Source organism: Sphingomonas sp. DC4900 (assembly GCF_049896485.1).
Lineage (GTDB): Bacteria > Pseudomonadota > Alphaproteobacteria > Sphingomonadales > Sphingomonadaceae > Sphingomonas > Sphingomonas aquatilis.
In genome coordinates this window covers 262,669-278,545 of record NZ_JAFCUK010000001.1, presented here as the reverse complement: position 1 = coordinate 278,545, position 15,877 = coordinate 262,669, and the positions used below count along the sequence as shown (strand labels likewise).

11 protein-coding genes are annotated in these 15,877 nt (G+C 69.5%); 4 read left to right on the top strand and 7 right to left on the bottom strand.

Annotated elements, in window-relative coordinates:
* Window positions 1-32 precede the first annotated feature (32 nt).
* The 4 genes from ACP690_RS01350 to xseA all read right to left on the bottom strand — a co-directional run bounded on the left by ACP690_RS01350 (window position 33) and on the right by xseA (window position 6,198).
* Window positions 33-3,107 carry a TonB-dependent receptor domain-containing protein gene (locus tag ACP690_RS01350; protein WP_017980348.1) on the bottom strand — a complete coding sequence of 1,025 codons (3,075 nt, stop codon included), beginning with the start codon at window positions 3,105-3,107 and terminating at the stop codon, window positions 33-35.
* A 556-nt stretch (window positions 3,108-3,663) separates the two neighbouring features.
* Window positions 3,664-4,554, bottom strand: a complete 891-nt coding sequence (locus ACP690_RS01345) for a M23 family metallopeptidase (protein WP_426259901.1) — start codon at window positions 4,552-4,554, stop codon at window positions 3,664-3,666.
* Window positions 4,551-4,751, bottom strand: coding sequence for a DUF2093 domain-containing protein (locus ACP690_RS01340; RefSeq protein ID WP_017980350.1), 201 nt, complete (start codon window positions 4,749-4,751; stop codon window positions 4,551-4,553). The genes ACP690_RS01345 and ACP690_RS01340 overlap by 4 nt, the downstream gene beginning before the upstream one ends.
* A 28-nt stretch (window positions 4,752-4,779) precedes the next feature.
* A complete protein-coding gene (gene xseA, locus ACP690_RS01335; protein ID WP_426259900.1) occupies window positions 4,780-6,198 on the bottom strand; it encodes an exodeoxyribonuclease VII large subunit in 1,419 nt (472 codons plus the stop codon).
* Between xseA and purD the strand changes: the two genes are divergently transcribed.
* Window positions 6,197-7,456, top strand: coding sequence for a phosphoribosylamine--glycine ligase (purD, locus tag ACP690_RS01330; protein ID WP_426259899.1), 1,260 nt, complete (start codon window positions 6,197-6,199; stop codon window positions 7,454-7,456). The genes xseA and purD overlap by 2 nt on opposite strands.
* Before the next feature lie 236 nt (window positions 7,457-7,692).
* Here purD and ACP690_RS01325 read toward each other — a convergent pair whose 3' ends face one another.
* The 3 genes from ACP690_RS01325 to tsaD form a co-directional block, all read right to left on the bottom strand.
* Complete coding sequence (locus tag ACP690_RS01325) at window positions 7,693-10,737, bottom strand: TonB-dependent receptor domain-containing protein (protein ID WP_426259898.1); 3,045 nt, start codon at window positions 10,735-10,737, stop codon at window positions 7,693-7,695.
* A 231-nt stretch (window positions 10,738-10,968) separates the two neighbouring features.
* A complete protein-coding gene (locus ACP690_RS01320) occupies window positions 10,969-11,946 on the bottom strand; it encodes an NAD(P)H-dependent glycerol-3-phosphate dehydrogenase (protein ID WP_426259897.1) in 978 nt (325 codons plus the stop codon).
* A gap of 160 nt (window positions 11,947-12,106) precedes the next feature.
* Complete coding sequence (tsaD, locus tag ACP690_RS01315; RefSeq protein ID WP_426259896.1) at window positions 12,107-13,135, bottom strand: tRNA (adenosine(37)-N6)-threonylcarbamoyltransferase complex transferase subunit TsaD; 1,029 nt, start codon at window positions 13,133-13,135, stop codon at window positions 12,107-12,109.
* A gap of 179 nt (window positions 13,136-13,314) precedes the next feature.
* Here tsaD and hemC point away from each other — a divergent pair, with 179 nt between their 5' ends.
* Genes hemC through ACP690_RS01300 form a run of 3 tightly spaced genes read left to right on the top strand, consistent with a single transcriptional unit; the run spans window position 13,315 to window position 15,871 of the window.
* The gene (gene hemC, locus ACP690_RS01310; RefSeq protein ID WP_426259895.1) at window positions 13,315-14,229 is read left to right on the top strand and encodes a hydroxymethylbilane synthase; all 915 of its coding nucleotides are present in this window, start codon (window positions 13,315-13,317) and stop codon (window positions 14,227-14,229) included.
* Window positions 14,226-14,924 carry a uroporphyrinogen-III synthase gene (locus ACP690_RS01305; protein ID WP_426259894.1) on the top strand — a complete coding sequence of 233 codons (699 nt, stop codon included), beginning with the start codon at window positions 14,226-14,228 and terminating at the stop codon, window positions 14,922-14,924. The genes hemC and ACP690_RS01305 overlap by 4 nt, the downstream gene beginning before the upstream one ends.
* Complete coding sequence (locus ACP690_RS01300) at window positions 14,921-15,871, top strand: hypothetical protein (protein WP_426259893.1); 951 nt, start codon at window positions 14,921-14,923, stop codon at window positions 15,869-15,871. Before ACP690_RS01305 ends, ACP690_RS01300 begins: the two co-directional genes overlap by 4 nt.
* Window positions 15,872-15,877: the final 6 nt, after the last annotated feature.

Sequence of the window (15,877 nt, the reverse complement as noted above, 5' to 3'; positions counted from 1 at the left end):
CACCCCTCCGCGGAGGGGCAGGATACAGGCGTTTAGAAGCCGAACTTCACGCCCGCGCGATACTGGCGGCCGAAGATGCCGTCGCCGCCCTGGACGGCGTTGTACAGATACGCGCCGTACGTGACCGGATCGATCGGAGGCAGGCGGTTGAAGACGTTCAGCACGTTCACATAGAACGAGAACTTGTCGTTCACCCGGAACGTCGCGTTCGCATCCGCCGTGATGTAGCTCTTCACGCGGCAGCCGAAATAGGCCGGTGCCTGACCGCAGTCCTTGTACGCGTCGCCCTGGTCCATCGCCGACAGGTCGTAGCCCGACGTGTAGTTGACGGTGCCGGTCAGCGCGAAATCGCCGAAGTCGAACGTGTTGGCCCAGTTGCCCTTCCACTCGAACGTGCCCGAACCGGCCGTCAGGTTGAAGTTGCCGAGCGTGTCGACATAGGTCTGGCGCACGCCGTCGACGGTGGTGCTCAGCTCCAGGATGAGGCTGGCGTTCAGCGCCGTGGTCCACTTCACGTTGCCGAAGTTGACGAAGCCGTTGGCGCCGAAATCGATGCCTTCCGACTTGATCGTCTGCGCGTTGATCAGCTGCGAGCGGACGAACGCGATCTTGGGCTTGGCGGTCGGGTTGTTGACGTCGACCGCGTCGGCGATGACGTCGAACCCGGCGGGGATCGCCGTGCCCGCATAGTAAGCGGCGATCGCCGGCGACAGATCCGGCGTGGTGATCGCGCCGGTCTTGCGGATGTTGTAGTAATCGACCGTGAACGACAGGCTGCGGATCGGCTCGAACTTGATGCCGGCGGTGAAGCTGCGTGACTTTTCAGGCTGCAGGTTCGGCGATGCCAGCGTGGTCTGACCGATCGAATAGGCCGTGATGTACGACGAGCAGGCGGTCGGTGCCGCGGCCGAGCACGGCGTGGTCGAACCGCGGTTGGTGTACTGCGCCAGGAACGCCGCCGGAATGCTCGACAGCTGCTGCGTCACGTAACCCGTCGTCGGCAGAGCATTCGCCTCGCCGAACGAGGGGATGCGGAAGCCACGCGAATAGGTGCCGCGCACGGTGACCTGACGGATCGGGTTGAAGATCGCGCCGAACTTCGGCGAGAACGCGCTCTGACCGGTCGAATAATGGTCGTAGCGACCCGATGCGTTCAGCGTCAGCTGGTCGAGGATCGGCGCGTTGATTTCACCGAAGGCCGAGGTGACGGTGCGGTTGCCGCTGGTGCCGAATGCGTTCAGGCGGAAATAGCGCTGCGTCGGGCCGTTGGTGTCCGGGTTGCCGCTGGGCGCGTCGACCGCTTCGTAGAAGATCGAGCCACCGAGCGCCACGCGCAGGTCGCCACCCGGCAGCGCCATCAGCGCCTTACCCAGGGTGAACTGCGCCTGGTACAGATCCGACGAGCTGTTGTTGATGAACTGCGGCGTCAGATAGTCGCGCACCGCCTGGCTGTTCTGGCCGGGGTTGAGGAAGTTGTAGCTGCCGTCGTTGATCACATCGAGCAGGTGCTGAATGTAGACGTAGCCATCGGTGCGACGACGCAGATCGGTGTGCATCGCGGTGGCGTCGACGCGATAGTCGACGTCGCCGAAGATGGTGCCGTTGATGCCCATCGCGGCGCGATAGACGCGGCTGCGGGTTTCGTTGAACTCACGCTCGTTGGCGAGCGTGCCGACGATGCGCGCCACCTGGCCGAGCCCTGCGAACGGGTTGTTCGGGTTGAGCGTGCCGTTCGCCGCGGTGCAGGCCGCGGTCGTACCGCGCGGGCAGATGTAGACCGGCAGCGCCAGGATCGCCGAACGCGGATCGATCGACGGCGTCGGGCCCTGCGAGGTCGAATATTGCGGGAAGAGGATGCCCGCGGGTGCGTTGGCGCGGATCGTCGCCGGAACGCCCGTGTAGCTCGACGTCGACTGCTGGAAGTTGACCTGGAAATAGGCCTCCGACGTGTCGCCGACCTTGGCGGTGAACTTGGCCGAACCGCCGAAGCGTTCGATGTCCGGGGTCACGTTGCCGTACAGGTTCTGGGTGTCGACCTGGCAGACGGTGCCCGGCGCGGTCGGGTTGTTGGCGAGGTCGGTTGCGGTCAGGTTGTACGGCGTGCCGACGACGCAGCCCAGCGCCGGGTTCAGGAACTGATAGCGGCCCAGCGCGGTCGTGTTGGTCGCGTCGGCCGGACGGACGTAGAAGTTGCCGGTGCCGATCGAGAAGCCGGGCAGCGTGCCGTTCGGGCCGACGCTGTTGGCGATGTTGTTCGGGCCGCACACCGTGGTGCCGGTGCGGTTGCTGCACAGGCTGCGCTCGTCGCTCGTGTTGTACGGCGCCGGCAGCGACGACGCCTTCACGCCTTCGCTGCGGTAATAGAAGCCGCTGATATAGGCGTTATAGCCCTTCTCATCGAGATCGCCGGTGCCGGCGGTCAGCGACAGGCGCTGGTTGGCGTTGTAGCCACGCTCCGCGATGCCCGCTTCGACGCGGCCGGCGATGCCCTGGAACGAACGCTTGGTGATGATGTTGACCACGCCCGCGATCGCGTCCGCGCCGTAGCTGGACGAGGCGCCGTCGCGCAGCACGTCGACGCGCTCGACGATATCGTCCGGGATGGTGTTGAGGTCGACGAAGTTGCGCGAACCGTCATCCGACAGCGGATAGTAAGCGGCGCGCAGGCCGTCGAACAGCACCAGCGTCGAGTTGGTCGACAGGCCGCGCAGCGACACCGATGATGCGCCGGACGCGAACGCGCCATTGGCGGTGAACGAGTTGGTCAGCGCCGGGCCGTTGTTCGACGACAGCGCCTGGATGCCCGCCTGCACGGTGTTGATGCCGCGCACGTCGAGGTTCTCGGTCGTGATCGTGCTGACCGGCGACGGGCCGGCATCGGCGCCGCGGATGATCGAGCCGGTGACGACGATGTCGTTGCCGGTCGACGCTTCCTGCGGCTGGGCTGGGGTCTGCGGCGCGGCGGCTGCGGTCTGATCCGACGAATCGGTGGTCGGCTGCGGCGCCGGGGTGGTCTGCGCCGCGGCGACGCCGGCGGACAGCAGCACGAACGGCGTCGCGGCGGCGAGCAGGGCCGCCTTTCGCGTAAAGCGGTACATCGTGGTCATCGTCTTCCCTCGCTTGACCCGGATGGCCGGCCCGTTGTGACGGTGCCGGTTCCAGGCATGGCCAAGCCCCCTCAAGCCGCATTCGGCTTCCAAAGGACATGGGACAGGAATGCGTTCACGTATTTAGGGTGTAAAGCCGTCATTCATCCGCGGCTCATCTTTGCGCGCCGGTGTCGCCGAAATGACACAATGCCTGCCCTGCATGGCAGGCCGGATCGGGAATCCTGCCCGGTAACGGGCAGAACGCGCTGACAGGCATCTTGGTTCACCGATCGGCCAATTTGTTCCGAAACGGCTTTTTATCATAGATTTATGTCGCCGGGTGTGGCGGAACACTCACATCGTCCGGCCTGCAAAGCCTGCGTCTGCGCGACGGGGCAAATTGGACGTATGCTGACCTAATGACCTGGTTTGGGCCCTCCCAAACCGTCACCCGTCGCTATGGTCTAGTCGAAAAGGATAGGACATCTACTATGCCCTGCCTGTGCGGCACGCGGGTCCGCTACCGCGTGCCCTGCGAGCGCGCGCGCCATCATCCGATCGTGAAAAAGCCGGCTTACTTGGCCGGCATCGCCCCCGCGACGAGCATCGGGTCGAGGCGCGCATTGCGCCAGCGCAGGCTCCAGTGGAGGTGGGGGCCGGTCGCGCGCCCGGTCTTGCCGACCGCGCCGATCACCTGCCCCTGGCGGACGTGATCGCCCACAGACACGTCGATGCGCGACAGGTGCAGGAACGCGCTGTTCAGCCCCATGCCATGGTCGATCATCAGCAGATTGCCCTCCAGCGTGAAGGGGTGATCCGCAGCCAGGATCACGACGCCGTCCGCCGGCGCGACGACGGGCGCGCCCACCGGCAGCGCCACGTCGGTGCCCGAATGATAGGCCCCCGGCTCGCCGCGATAGACGCGCTGCGACCCGAACCAGCCCGAAATGCGGCCGACCGCCGGCCAGACGAAGCGCTGCCGCCAGCCCTGCGCGTCGGTCTCGATCGCGCGCGCCGCGGCGATCTGCGCGAGTTCGGGCGGGCGCAGCTGCGCCATCACCGGATCGGGCGCCGGAAAGCGGGGAAGGGTATTGAGCCGCTCGATCCGCCACGCGCGCGGCGCAACGGTCAGCGCCGTGACCGCACCCAGCGGGGTGCCGGCCGGTCCCGTAAAATGCTCGGCGACCCGCATCGTGGCGGGTGCATCCCGATCGAAGCCGAGGACGAATGACCCGTCCGCGGCGACGGCCACGTCATGCCCGTCCAGCGTCAGCCGCGTGCCGGGGCGCGCATGGCCGCGCACCAGCGCGCCCTGCATCGGCGTCCCCTCCAGCCGCAGCGCGGACGCGCTGGCCGGCAAGGGTTGGGCGCCGGGCAGGATCGGCGCCTGCTGCGCCATGCCGGGCGCCGCCCCACCAAGGATCAGCGCGAGCAACAGGCCGCCTCGCCCGCCGCGAGGCCTCATTGCGGGCGCATCGCCTCGCTGGCGATCGCGGCCGTCGCATAGGCTTCCTGCTTGGCGACGCTCCAATAGCGCAGCAGGTCAATCGGCACGCGTGCCCCGCTAACCGCGCAGGTGACATGATCACCGGGCGCCAGCACGCGAAAGCCATTGGCCATATAGTGCAGCCGCGCGGGCCGGTCGGAATTGGAAACGAGCATGTCTTGTGTCCGTATCAGAGCCCAGCCGTCACAATAACGTCGGCTGGTCGGGCGTGGGGGCGACATAGGCGCGCGCCGCCTTGCGCTCAACCTTAGGGGATACTGGGGCGGGCTCGGGCGCAACGTCGCCCACCACCGCATCGACGCTGTCGTCGCGGAAGCGCAGCGTCACCGCCCCCGCCGCGCGCACCGCCGCCGCCGAGGACAAGGTCGTGCCGTCGCGCGCCGTCACTCGTGCATAGCCACGGTCCAGCACCGCATCGGGGTTGAGCGACTGTACCAACCGCCACGTCGCCGCCAGCCGCTCGCGCCCGCGCTCCACCTGTCGCTCCAGCACCGCCGGCCGCAGCGCCCCCGCCGACCGGTCGAGGCTACCACGCGCCAGCGTCACCCGCCGCTCCAGCCCCCGGTCCAGCCGTTGCCCGGCATCGTCCGCCCGCTGCCGCTGCGGCCCCAGCAGCGCCTCGCGCTTCGGCAGCAGCCGGGCGAGCGCGGTCAGCCGCTCGCGCCCGCGCTCGACATAGCGATTGGCGCACCGCTGCGTCCGGCTGCCATGGCTCTGGATCGTGTAGCGCAGGTCGGCGAGCACCGGCACCGCCAGCTCCGCCGCCGCAGTCGGCGTCGGCGCGCGCAGGTCGGCAGCGAAATCGCACAGGGTCGTGTCGGTCTCATGCCCCACGGCCGAGATGATCGGGATCGTGCAGTCCGCGACCGCGCGCACCACCACCTCTTCGTTGAACGCCCACAGATCCTCGATCGACCCGCCGCCGCGCGCGACGATGACGAGATCGGGTCGCGGCACCGGGCCATCCGCGGGGATCGCATCGAAGCCGCGCACCGCCGCCGCCACCTCTTCCGCCGCGCCCTGCCCCTGCACCTTGACCGGCCAGACGATGACATGGCTGGGGCAGCGATCCTCCAGCCGGTGCAGGATATCGCGGATCACCGCGCCGGTCGGCGACGTCACCACCCCGATCGTGCGCGGCAGAAAGGGCAGCGCGACCTTGCGCTCGCGATCGAACAGCCCTTCGCCCGCCAGCTTGGCCTTCAATTTCTCGAACAGCGCCATCAGCGCGCCCGCGCCGGCCAGCTCCATCCGCTCGATGACGATCTGATATTTCGACCGGCCGGGATAGGTGGTCAGCTTGCCGGTCGCGATCACCTCGATCCCGTCCTGCGGCGCGAAGGCGAGCGCATTCACCTGCCCCTTCCACATCACGCCGTCGATCACCGCGGCATCGTCCTTCAACGCCAGATAGACGTGGCCCGAGGCGGCCCGCTTGTACCCCGAAATCTCGCCGCGCAGCCGGACGTGGCCGAACTCGCCCTCCACCATCCGCTTCAGCTTGAAGCTCAGCTCGCCCACCGACAGCGCGAGCGCGTTGTCGCCGGGGCGCTCCTCGGCTAGCAGCCGGGCATCATCGGTATCGGATAGGAACTCTGGCATGAACGTCCTGCTGCTGGGCTCAGGCGGCCGCGAACACGCATTGGCGTGGAAACTGGCGCAATCGCCGACCCTCGATACGCTCTATGCCGCGCCAGGCAACCCCGGCATCGCGCAGCATGCGACGTGCGTCGCCCTCGACGCGACGGATCACGCCGCGGTGATCGATTTCGTGCGGGCGCAAGCCATTGGCCTGGTCGTGATCGGCCCCGAAGCGCCGCTGGTCGACGGGCTTGCCGACAGTTTGCGCGCCGCCGGCGTCCCCGTCTTCGGCCCCGACAAGGCCGCCGCCCAGCTGGAAGGGTCGAAGGGCTTCACCAAGGATCTGTGCCGCCGCGCCGATATCCCGACCGCCGGCTATGTCCGCGTCGAGAATCGTCGCGACGCGGAGGCCGCACTCGCCGCGACCTTCGGCTATCCCGTCGTCATCAAGGCGGACGGCCTCGCCGCGGGCAAGGGCGTGGTAATCGCGACCAGCGAGGCCGAGGCGGCGCAGGCGTTCGACGCGATGTTCGCGCAGGGCGACGCCCCCGTCGTGCTCGAGGAATTTCTGGAGGGCGAAGAGGCCAGCCTGTTCGTCCTCACCGACGGCCATGACTTGCTCCCCTTCGGCAGCGCGCAGGATCACAAGCGCGTCGGCGAGGGCGATACCGGCCCCAACACCGGCGGCATGGGCGCCTACAGCCCCGCCCCCGTCCTCACCCCCGACCTGGAGGAGCGTGCAATCGCCGAGATCGTCGCGCCCACCGTCAAGGCGATGCGGGAGGAAGGCATGCCGTTCAGCGGCGTCCTCTACGCCGGGCTGATGCTGACCCGGACGGGGCCGAAGCTGATCGAATATAATGCCCGCTTCGGCGACCCCGAATGCCAGGTGCTGATGATGCGCTTCCACGGCGATCTGCTCGCAGTGATGCTGGCCACCGCCGAAGGCCGGCTCGCGCTGCTCGGCGACATCGCCTTGTCGGACGACATCGCGATGACCGTCGTCCTCGCCGCGGCGGGCTATCCGGGCACGCCCAAGGCCGGCGGCACGATCCGCGGCATCGATGCGGCGGAAGCGACCGGCGCGATCGTCTTCCAGGCGGGCACGAAGCAGTCCGGCGATACGCTGGCAGCGTCCGGCGGCCGCGTCCTGGCCGTCACCGCCACCGGCCCCGACATCCGCGCCGCCCGCGACGCGGCCTATCGCGGCGTCGACGCCGTCGACTTCGCCGACGGCTTCTGCCGCCGCGACATCGGCTGGCGCGAGCTGGCGCGGTAAGGCTTGTCCCGCACCCCCGCCCAGCCCACGCCCACGCCCACGCCCACACCCACACCGTCATTCCCGCGAAGGCGGGAATCCATAACCTCTGACGTTTCGGCTGGAGGCGCGACGCTAGCGTGTCTGGATTCCCGCCTCCGCGGGAATGACGAAGAAGCGGGGGGGGGGTGACGGAATAACAAAAAAAGGCCCGCCGGATCGCTCCGACGGGCCTTTCCTCATACCAAACGCACCGATCAGAAGTTGATCGTCGTCCCGATCGCGATGTTGCGACCCAGCGAGTCATAGCGCTGCGGGATCGTGTTCCCGCGGGCCAGGCTGATATTGTACGAATCCGGCACGATCGGCGCCGCCTTGTCGAGTAGGTTGTTCGCGATCAGGCGCAGCGAGAACTGCTTGGCGATCGCGAAGTTGAGCGCCAGGTCGAAGTAACTCGCCGGGGCGACCCGGTAATAGCTCGTCCGCGCCCGCGCCGCCGTGCCGCCGATCGCGGGATCGCCCGAATTGTCGGCGTTGGTCAGCGACCCCACGTAGCGCCAGTTGAACGATGCACTGAAGCCACGCCCTTCGGTCGTATAGGTCGCGCGCAGGCCGTGGCTCCACTTCGGGATCAGCTGGCCGCAGCCGTTGCCGTAATAGCCCGCGCAGTTGCGCTCGGGCTGCACCGGCGAATCCTGGCCCCCGGCGAAGGTGGTCAGCGAGCCGTTGAAGCTCCAGTCGATGCGGCCCGCGCTGCCCAGCTCCATCGGATATTGCGCCTGGAAGTCGTAACCGCGCGCGATCGAGGTGTAATAGTTGCTGGTGCCCTGACGGATAAAGCCCGTCGTCGGGTTGCTCGCCGCGTTCGAGAACAACGTGCCGTTCGCATTGCGGACGATGCCCTGGCAGAAGAACTGGTCGCCGCCCGAGCGCAGACAGCCATCGGTGTAATAGCTGTAATCGTTGTAACCCAGCGAGTTGTCGATCTTGATCCGATACCGGTCGACCGAGAACACCAGGCCGCGCACGAACCGCGGCTTCAGCACCAGGCCATAGGTCTGGGTATAGGCTGTCTCCGGATCGGCGGTGAAGCCGCCCGAGCGCACGGTGCAGGCCGCGGTGCCGTTCGGCGTCGTGCCGTTGCTGCACAACAGGCTGGTGCTGCCATACAACGCGTCGGACAGGCCGGTCGCACGGCACACCTCACGCGAGGCGAGCGGCGCGCCGTACGTCACGCCATTCGGACCGGGGATCGGCGTCGGCGCGCAGAAGTCGTTGAACGTGCCCGCACCGCCGGCGGCGAAGTCGATGTTCGTCGCCTGCCGGATCTCGACCACCGTCGGCGCGCGCTGCGCCTTGTTGAACGAGGCGCGGAAGGTGATGTCCTTCACCGGGGCGTAGATGCCCTCGATCTTCCAGGTGTTGAAGGTCGACGGATTGCTGCTGTACTTCGACAGGCGATAGCCGCCGTTGACCTGCGCCAGCTCGACGAACGGCTTGTGCTCGATCAGCGGCACCTGCACTTCGGCGTTGGCTTCCCACACGTCCTGGCTGAGGTAGCTGTCGGTGCCGCCCAGCGCGCTGCGATAGCTGGCGTCGGCGGTCGATTTCAGCGTGTCCTTGCGATATTCGGCGCCCAGCGCGATCGCCACGCCCTGTTCGGCGAACGGCGAGGTGATGCCGTATTTGCCCAGGTCGCCGCTGACGTTGGCGAGCACGTCGTACAACGTCCCCGTCGTCTGCGACGTGCCGGTCGTGAACAGATAGTTGATCAGCGCCGGATTGGTGTTGCCCGCGCTGAAGATGTCGAAGGGCACGCAGCCCGCCGCGCCGCTGGCGCAGACCGGGTTGGCCGCGGTGCCGCCGACGTTCACCGCATTCTGCAGATTGCCGGGGGTGCGGAAGCTCGGGATGTAATCCTGATGGTTGCGCGCATAGACGCCGCCGACGTCATAGGTCCACGCATCGCCCACCTTGCCGCGCACGCCGCCGGTCAGGCGCACGCCGGTGTTGACGAAGGTGTCGGGGCGGTCGTTCATCTCGCCCAGGCGATAGGCGAGGCTGACCGGCACGCTGGTCGCACCCGCGACGCCGCATCCGATCGCGGTCGCCTGGGCCGCCGACAGGAAGGGGTTGGCGCAGGACACGTTGACCGTGCCGCTCGCGATCGTCGGATAGTTGGTGTACGACTTGTCGCGGAACCACAGGCCCGAGGCGTAGAGCTCCGCTTCCGGCGCCAGCTCGGCGGTCACGAAGCCGCCGGCGTTCACGCGCTCGCTGGGACGCTGATAGGCATAGCCGCTGAAATAGTTGGACGCATTGCCCTGGCCCGCGCCGAACGGCACGAAGGTGCGCGTGCCATTGGGGTTGTTGACCAGCTGCGCGCCGGCATTCGGGCCCGACTGCGGCGTGATGAGGCCGCTGGTCGAGCTGCTCGGCGTCAGGCCGCACGACAGCGGGCCGTTGAGCTGCAGCTGCGTCAGGTAACAGCCCGCGTTCGAGCGCGAGGTCAGCGCGACCTCGTCGGTGTTCTTGTAATTGACGAAGCCGCTGACATGCACCTTGTCGTCGAAGAAGCCATGGCCCGCGGTCAGCGTCAGGTCGGCCCGGCCGCCGTCGTTGGTCCAGCCGCGGGGCGACGTGAAGCCCGCCGCACGCGCCAGCGGCGACACGACCGTGTCCTTGTTGTTATGGTTGTAGAAATTGTAATTGGCGTCGAGCTGCAGCCCTTCGAAATCCTTCTTCAGGATGAAGTTGACCACGCCTGCGACCGCGTCCGAGCCATAGACCGACGACGCACCGCCAGTCAGCACGTCGACGCGCTCCAGCAGCGTTGTCGGGATGATGCCCGTATCCTGGCCGTTCTGCGTGCCCAGGCGCTTGCCATCGATCAGCACCAGCGTGCGCTCGAAACCCAGGCTGCGCAGCTTGATGCGCTGGCGCCCGTCGGAATCGTTATAGGTCTGCTGGGCGTCCGGCGCGACCTGCGGCAGGCGGTTCAGCACGTCCTCGACGTTGACCGCGGCCTGCGCGCGGATGTCGGCGGAGGTGACCGAGGTGATCGGCGCGGCGGCGGTGACGTTGGGGCGGACGATGCGCGTGCCCGTCACGACGATATCGCCACCCGGCTGCGCGGCCGGCGGCGTCTCGCCCGCGGCGGTGGCGGCCTTGGCGGCGGCTTCCTGCGGCGATTGTCCGATATTGGTATCGTCGGTCGTGGTGGTCTGTGCCAGCGCGGGTGCGCTCACCATCGCCAGGCTGCCTGCCAGCGCCACGAGCGAAACCCCATTCTTCCCAATCATAGCCTTGCCTCTCACCGAGGCTCGCTACCATGGAGCCTCTTTACGTCAGACAAGTTTTCCTATCCGGGAGACGGCGTCAATACCGCAGTGATACCTTTGCATACCATTTTGTCACCGCTGTGACAGGAAAGCATCACTCACCCTTTTGCCACGCCGAGCCGTGCGCAGCGGGCGCCGAACGCCCGCCCGCACGACGCGCTCGTTCATGCAGCGTTCGGATTGCGGCGCGATTCAGCCCAGTTCGGCGCGCAGCGGGCGGGCGAGCAGCGCACCGATCACGTCCGCCGAGGGCGCGCCATCCAGCAGGCGGCACACCGCCGCGGTCACCGGCATGTCGACGCCGGCCTCCGCCGCCGCCTCGGCGAGCACCGGTGCGGTGAATGCGCCCTCCGCCACCGTCCGCCGGTCGGCGAGCAGGTCCGCCGCGGCGCGCCCCTGCCCCAGGCCCAATCCCAGCGAGAAATTGCGGCTGCTCGTCGATGAACAGGTGAGCACCAGATCGCCCAGCCCCGACAGGCCGGCGAGCGTCTCCGCCCGCGCGCCACGCGCCAAGCCGAAGCGCGTCATCTCGGCAAAGCCGCGCGCGATCAGCGCCGCACGTGCATTCTGCCCCAGCCCCGCGCCCTCCACCACGCCGCACGCGATCGCGAGCACGTTCTTCACCGCCCCGCCGATCTCCGCGCCGACCACGTCGCGGCTGGCATAGGGGCGGAAGTGCGGCGCCGCGAGCCGTGCAGCCAGCGCCTCGCCCAGCGCTTCGTCCGCCACCGCCAGCGTCACCGCGGTCGGCAGGCCCGCCGCCACCTCATGCGCGAAGGTCGGGCCGGAGAGCACCGCGATCGGCGCCTGCGGATGGACGGCCTTGGCCACCTCGCCCACCAGCCGCCGCGTCCCCGCCTCGATCCCCTTGGCGCACAGCACCAGCGGCCGCGTACCGACGTCGATCTGCGCGAGCACCCCGCCGACATGCTGCGCCGGCGCGACGACCAGCAGAGCGTCGGCTGCATTAAGGTCGCCGAAATCGGACGTCGCGCGGATCGACGGCGACAGCGGCACACCGGCCAGGAACAGCCGGTTCTCGTGGACGTCGTTGATCCCCGCCACCACCTCGGGCTCGCGCGCCCACAGCGTTACCGGCTCGCCGCGATGCGCCGCGACCTGCGCCAGTGCCGTACCCCAGGCGCCGCCGCCGATGACCCCGATCTTCATGCTGCTCATCCCTGGACGCCCAACCTCACCCACTCCGTTCGCCCTGAGCCTGTCGAAGGGCGCCGTGCCGCAGGGGCACCGCCCGTGGATAGCTGTGCTTCGACAGGCTCAGCACGAACGGGGGTACGGCATCATGCCGTCGCCGTCACGTCCTGTGCCATCACGCCTTCACCCCCGCACCGCGCACCGCCTCTGCCCCCGGATCGAGCGGCCATCTGGCCCGCGCCGGCGTGTCGAGCGGATCGGTCAACCCGGCGGCGAAGCGCTCCGCCCCCGCCCAGCCGATCATCGCCGCATTGTCGGTGCACAGCCACAGGGGCGGCGCGACGAAGCGCAGGCCATGCTCGGCGGCGAGCGCCTGCAGCGCAGCGCGCACCGCACCGTTCGCCGCGACCCCGCCCGCGACGACCAGCGCCGTCGCTTCGACACCGGCGATCCCCCGCCGCGTCCGGTCGATCAGGCAATCGACCACCGCCGCCTGGAAGGATGCGGCGATATCCTCGGGCGCATGATGCCCCGCCGCGCGTGCGACCGCGCTCTTGAGGCCGGCGAACGAGAAATGCGGCTCGGCCGATCCCTTCAGCGGCCGCGGCAACGGCACGACCGGCCGCCCCAGTGCCGCCGCCTTTTCCACGTTCGGCCCGCCGGGAAAGCCCAGGCCGAGCAGCTTCGCGGTCTTGTCGAACGCCTCGCCCGCGGCATCGTCGATCGTCGTCGCGATCCGGCGATAGCGGCCGACACCCTCGACCAGCAGCAGCTGGCAATGCCCGCCCGACACCAGCAGCAGCAGATAGGGAAAGGCGAGGTCCGGGTCGGACAGCCGCGGGCTCAGCGCATGTCCCTCCAGATGATTGACCGCGACGAACGGCTTGCCCGCCGCATGGGCCAGCGCCTTGCCGGTGACGAGGCCCACCATCACGCCGCCGATCAGCCCGGGCCCCGCGGTCGCCGCGATCGCATCGACCTGATCGAGTCGCAATCCAGCATCCTGCAACGCTGCCGCGACCAACGGCTCCAGCGCCTCGACATGCGCACGCGCCGCGATTTCGGGCACCACGCCGCCGAAGGGCGCATGCGCCGCCTCTTGCCCTGCCAGCCGGTGGCTGAGCACCTGCCGATCGCTGGTGATGAGCGCGGCGGCGGTTTCGTCGCACGAGGATTCGAGGCCGAGGATGATCCGGGGGGGCATGGCCGGCCTTCTATCGCGCCGCACGGAGGTTGTCGAAGGGTGGGGGTTTGGGCATGGCTGGCGGCAGGATTGTAAAACACCCTCACCCTTCGCCGCCTTTGGCGGCTCTTCCCTCTCCCGGTGGGAGAGGGAGGGAGGCGCGCAGCGCCGGAAGGGTGAGGGTGTGAATGGATGAAACGATGGCGATCAGGTTCAAACTCGGCACGCGCGGATCGCCGCTGGCGCTGACCCAGGCCAATATGGTCCGCGACGCTTTGTGCGCCGCGCACGGCTGGACGCCGGACGAGATCGACCTCGTCGTCATCCGCACCACCGGCGACCGCGTGCAGGACCGCGCGCTCGCCGAGATCGGCGGCAAGGCGCTATGGACCAAGGAACTCGACCGGGCCCTCATCGCCCGCGAGATCGACGCCGCGGTCCATTCGATGAAGGATGTCGAAACGATACGGCCGGCCGAGATTCGCATCGCCGCGATGCTGCCGCGCGCCGACGTGCGCGACCGGCTGATCGGCGCGGACAGCGTCGCGGAGCTGCCCCGCGGCGCCGTCGTCGGCACCAGCTCGCCGCGCCGCCGCGCGCAGCTGCTGCGGCTGCGCCCGGACCTCAAGGTCGTGCTCTTCCGCGGCAACGTCGACACCCGCCTCGCCAAGCTCGCCGCAGGCGAGGCGGACGCCACCCTGCTCGCCGCCGCCGGGCTCGACCGGCTGGGGCGCGACGGCGTCGGCCGCGCGATCCCGACCGACGAGATGCTGCCCGCCCCCGCGCAGGGCGCCGTCGGGATCGAGGTGCTCGCCAGCCATGACGAGGCCATGGTCGCCGTCGCCGCGATCGACGATCCCGCGACCAGCGCCTGCGTCCTGACCGAGCGCGCGCTGCTCGCCGCCTTGGGCGCCGACTGCCACTCCCCCGTCGCCGCGCTTGCCGCACTGTCGGGCGAGATGCTGACGCTACGCGCCGAACTGATCGCCGAGGACGGCAGCCTCCACGTCGACGGCACCGGCGAAGGCACCGACGGCGCGCTCATCGCTGCGGAACTCGCCGCCGACCTGCTCGCCCGCGCGCCCTCCAGCGTCCGCAGCCTGTTCGCGCCGTGACGGGCATCGCCCTCTCGGGCGTGCTGGTCGTCCGCCCCGAACCCGGCACCGCGCGCACCCTCGCCCGGCTGCGCGCGCTCGGTGTGGACGCCGCCGCATTCCCGCTGTTCGCGACCGTGCCGGTGCCATGGCAGGCGCCCGATCCCGCGGCCTTCGACGCCTTGCTGATCACCAGCGCCAATGCGGTGCGCCACGCCGGCCCCACGCTCGCATGCCTCGCGCATCTGCCCGTGATCGCGGTGGGCGCGCAGACCGCCGAGGCAGCGCGCGGCGCCGGCCTCACGGTCGCGGTCGTCGGCACCGGCGGCGTCGCCGAGGCCCTCGCCGCCGCCAGCTTCACCCGCCCGCTCCACCTCGCCGGCCGCGATCACATCGACAGCGGCCACCCGACGCGCATCGTCTACGCCAGCGACACGATTGCCGTAGACCCCGCCGCCTTCGCCCGCGCCGCGCGATGCCGCGTCGTCCTGCTCCATTCGGTCCGCGCCGCCGCCCGCGTCGCCGCCTTGCTGCCCGACCGCAGCGCCTCCGGCATCGCCGCGCTCAGCCCCGCGGTCCGTGCCGCGGCCGGCGACGGCTGGGCGCTCGCGCTCACCGCCGACACCCCCACCGACGCCGCACTGTGCCGGGTCGGGGCGGCGGCATGCACGCCAGCGATTGACCCTGCGGCGGGGGCCGGGGATAAGGCGCCATGAGCGATTACGTGCCGATCGATCCGCCGTCGGGCGCCCGCGGAGCGCAGGGCCTGCGCACCGGCGTCTTCCTGGCGATCATCGCGCTGGCCTTCGTCGCGGGCGCGGTGCTGACCGGCTATCTGATGCGCCATGTGCCGTGGCTGGGCGGGACGACAAGCGCGCAAAAGGCGACGCCCGAGCCGGTCAACTACAACCCCGCCTTGCCGCTCAACGCCAATGGCGAGCGGACCAACCCGCAGCTTGATCCCAATGCGCTGGCCTCGCGCGAAGCGACGCTCGCCGGACAATTGTCGGCGCTGGAGACGCGCACCGCTGCCATCACCACCGATGCCAACGCCGCCGCCGCGCAGGCCGGCCGCGCCGAGGGGCTGCTGATCGCCGTCGCCGCGCGCCGTGCGCTCGATCGCGGTGTCGGCCTCGGCTATCTCGAGGAGCAGTTGCGCAGCCGCTTCGGCACCGCGCAGCCCAAGGCGGTCGCCGCAGTCATCGACGCCGCGCGCCAACCGGTGACGCTGGAGGATCTGCGCCAGGGGCTGGAGGCGATCGCGCCCGACATCGCCTCGGTCAGCACCGACGGCTGGCTCGCCAGCCTGCGCCGCGAAGTCGCCGGCCTCGTCGTGCTGCGCCAGGCCGGCACCCCCTCGCCTCGCCCCGCCGACCGGCTCGCCCGCGCGCGCCGCCTGCTCGACGGTGGCCAGGTGGAGGCCGCCCGTGCCGAGGTCGCGCGCCTGCCCGGCGCCGCGCAGGCCGGCAATTGGATGCAGGCCGCCGACCGCTATATCGAGGCGCGCCGCGCGCTCGATCTCATCGAAAACGCCGCGCTGATGGGCCAGGCGGTCGCCCGCCCGATCCCGGCGACGACGGTGCAGGCCCAGACGCCCGCCGATACCACGCCGACGACCGATCCCGATACGAACACGCAGGAAACCACCTCGGTCGGGATGTAACGGCGC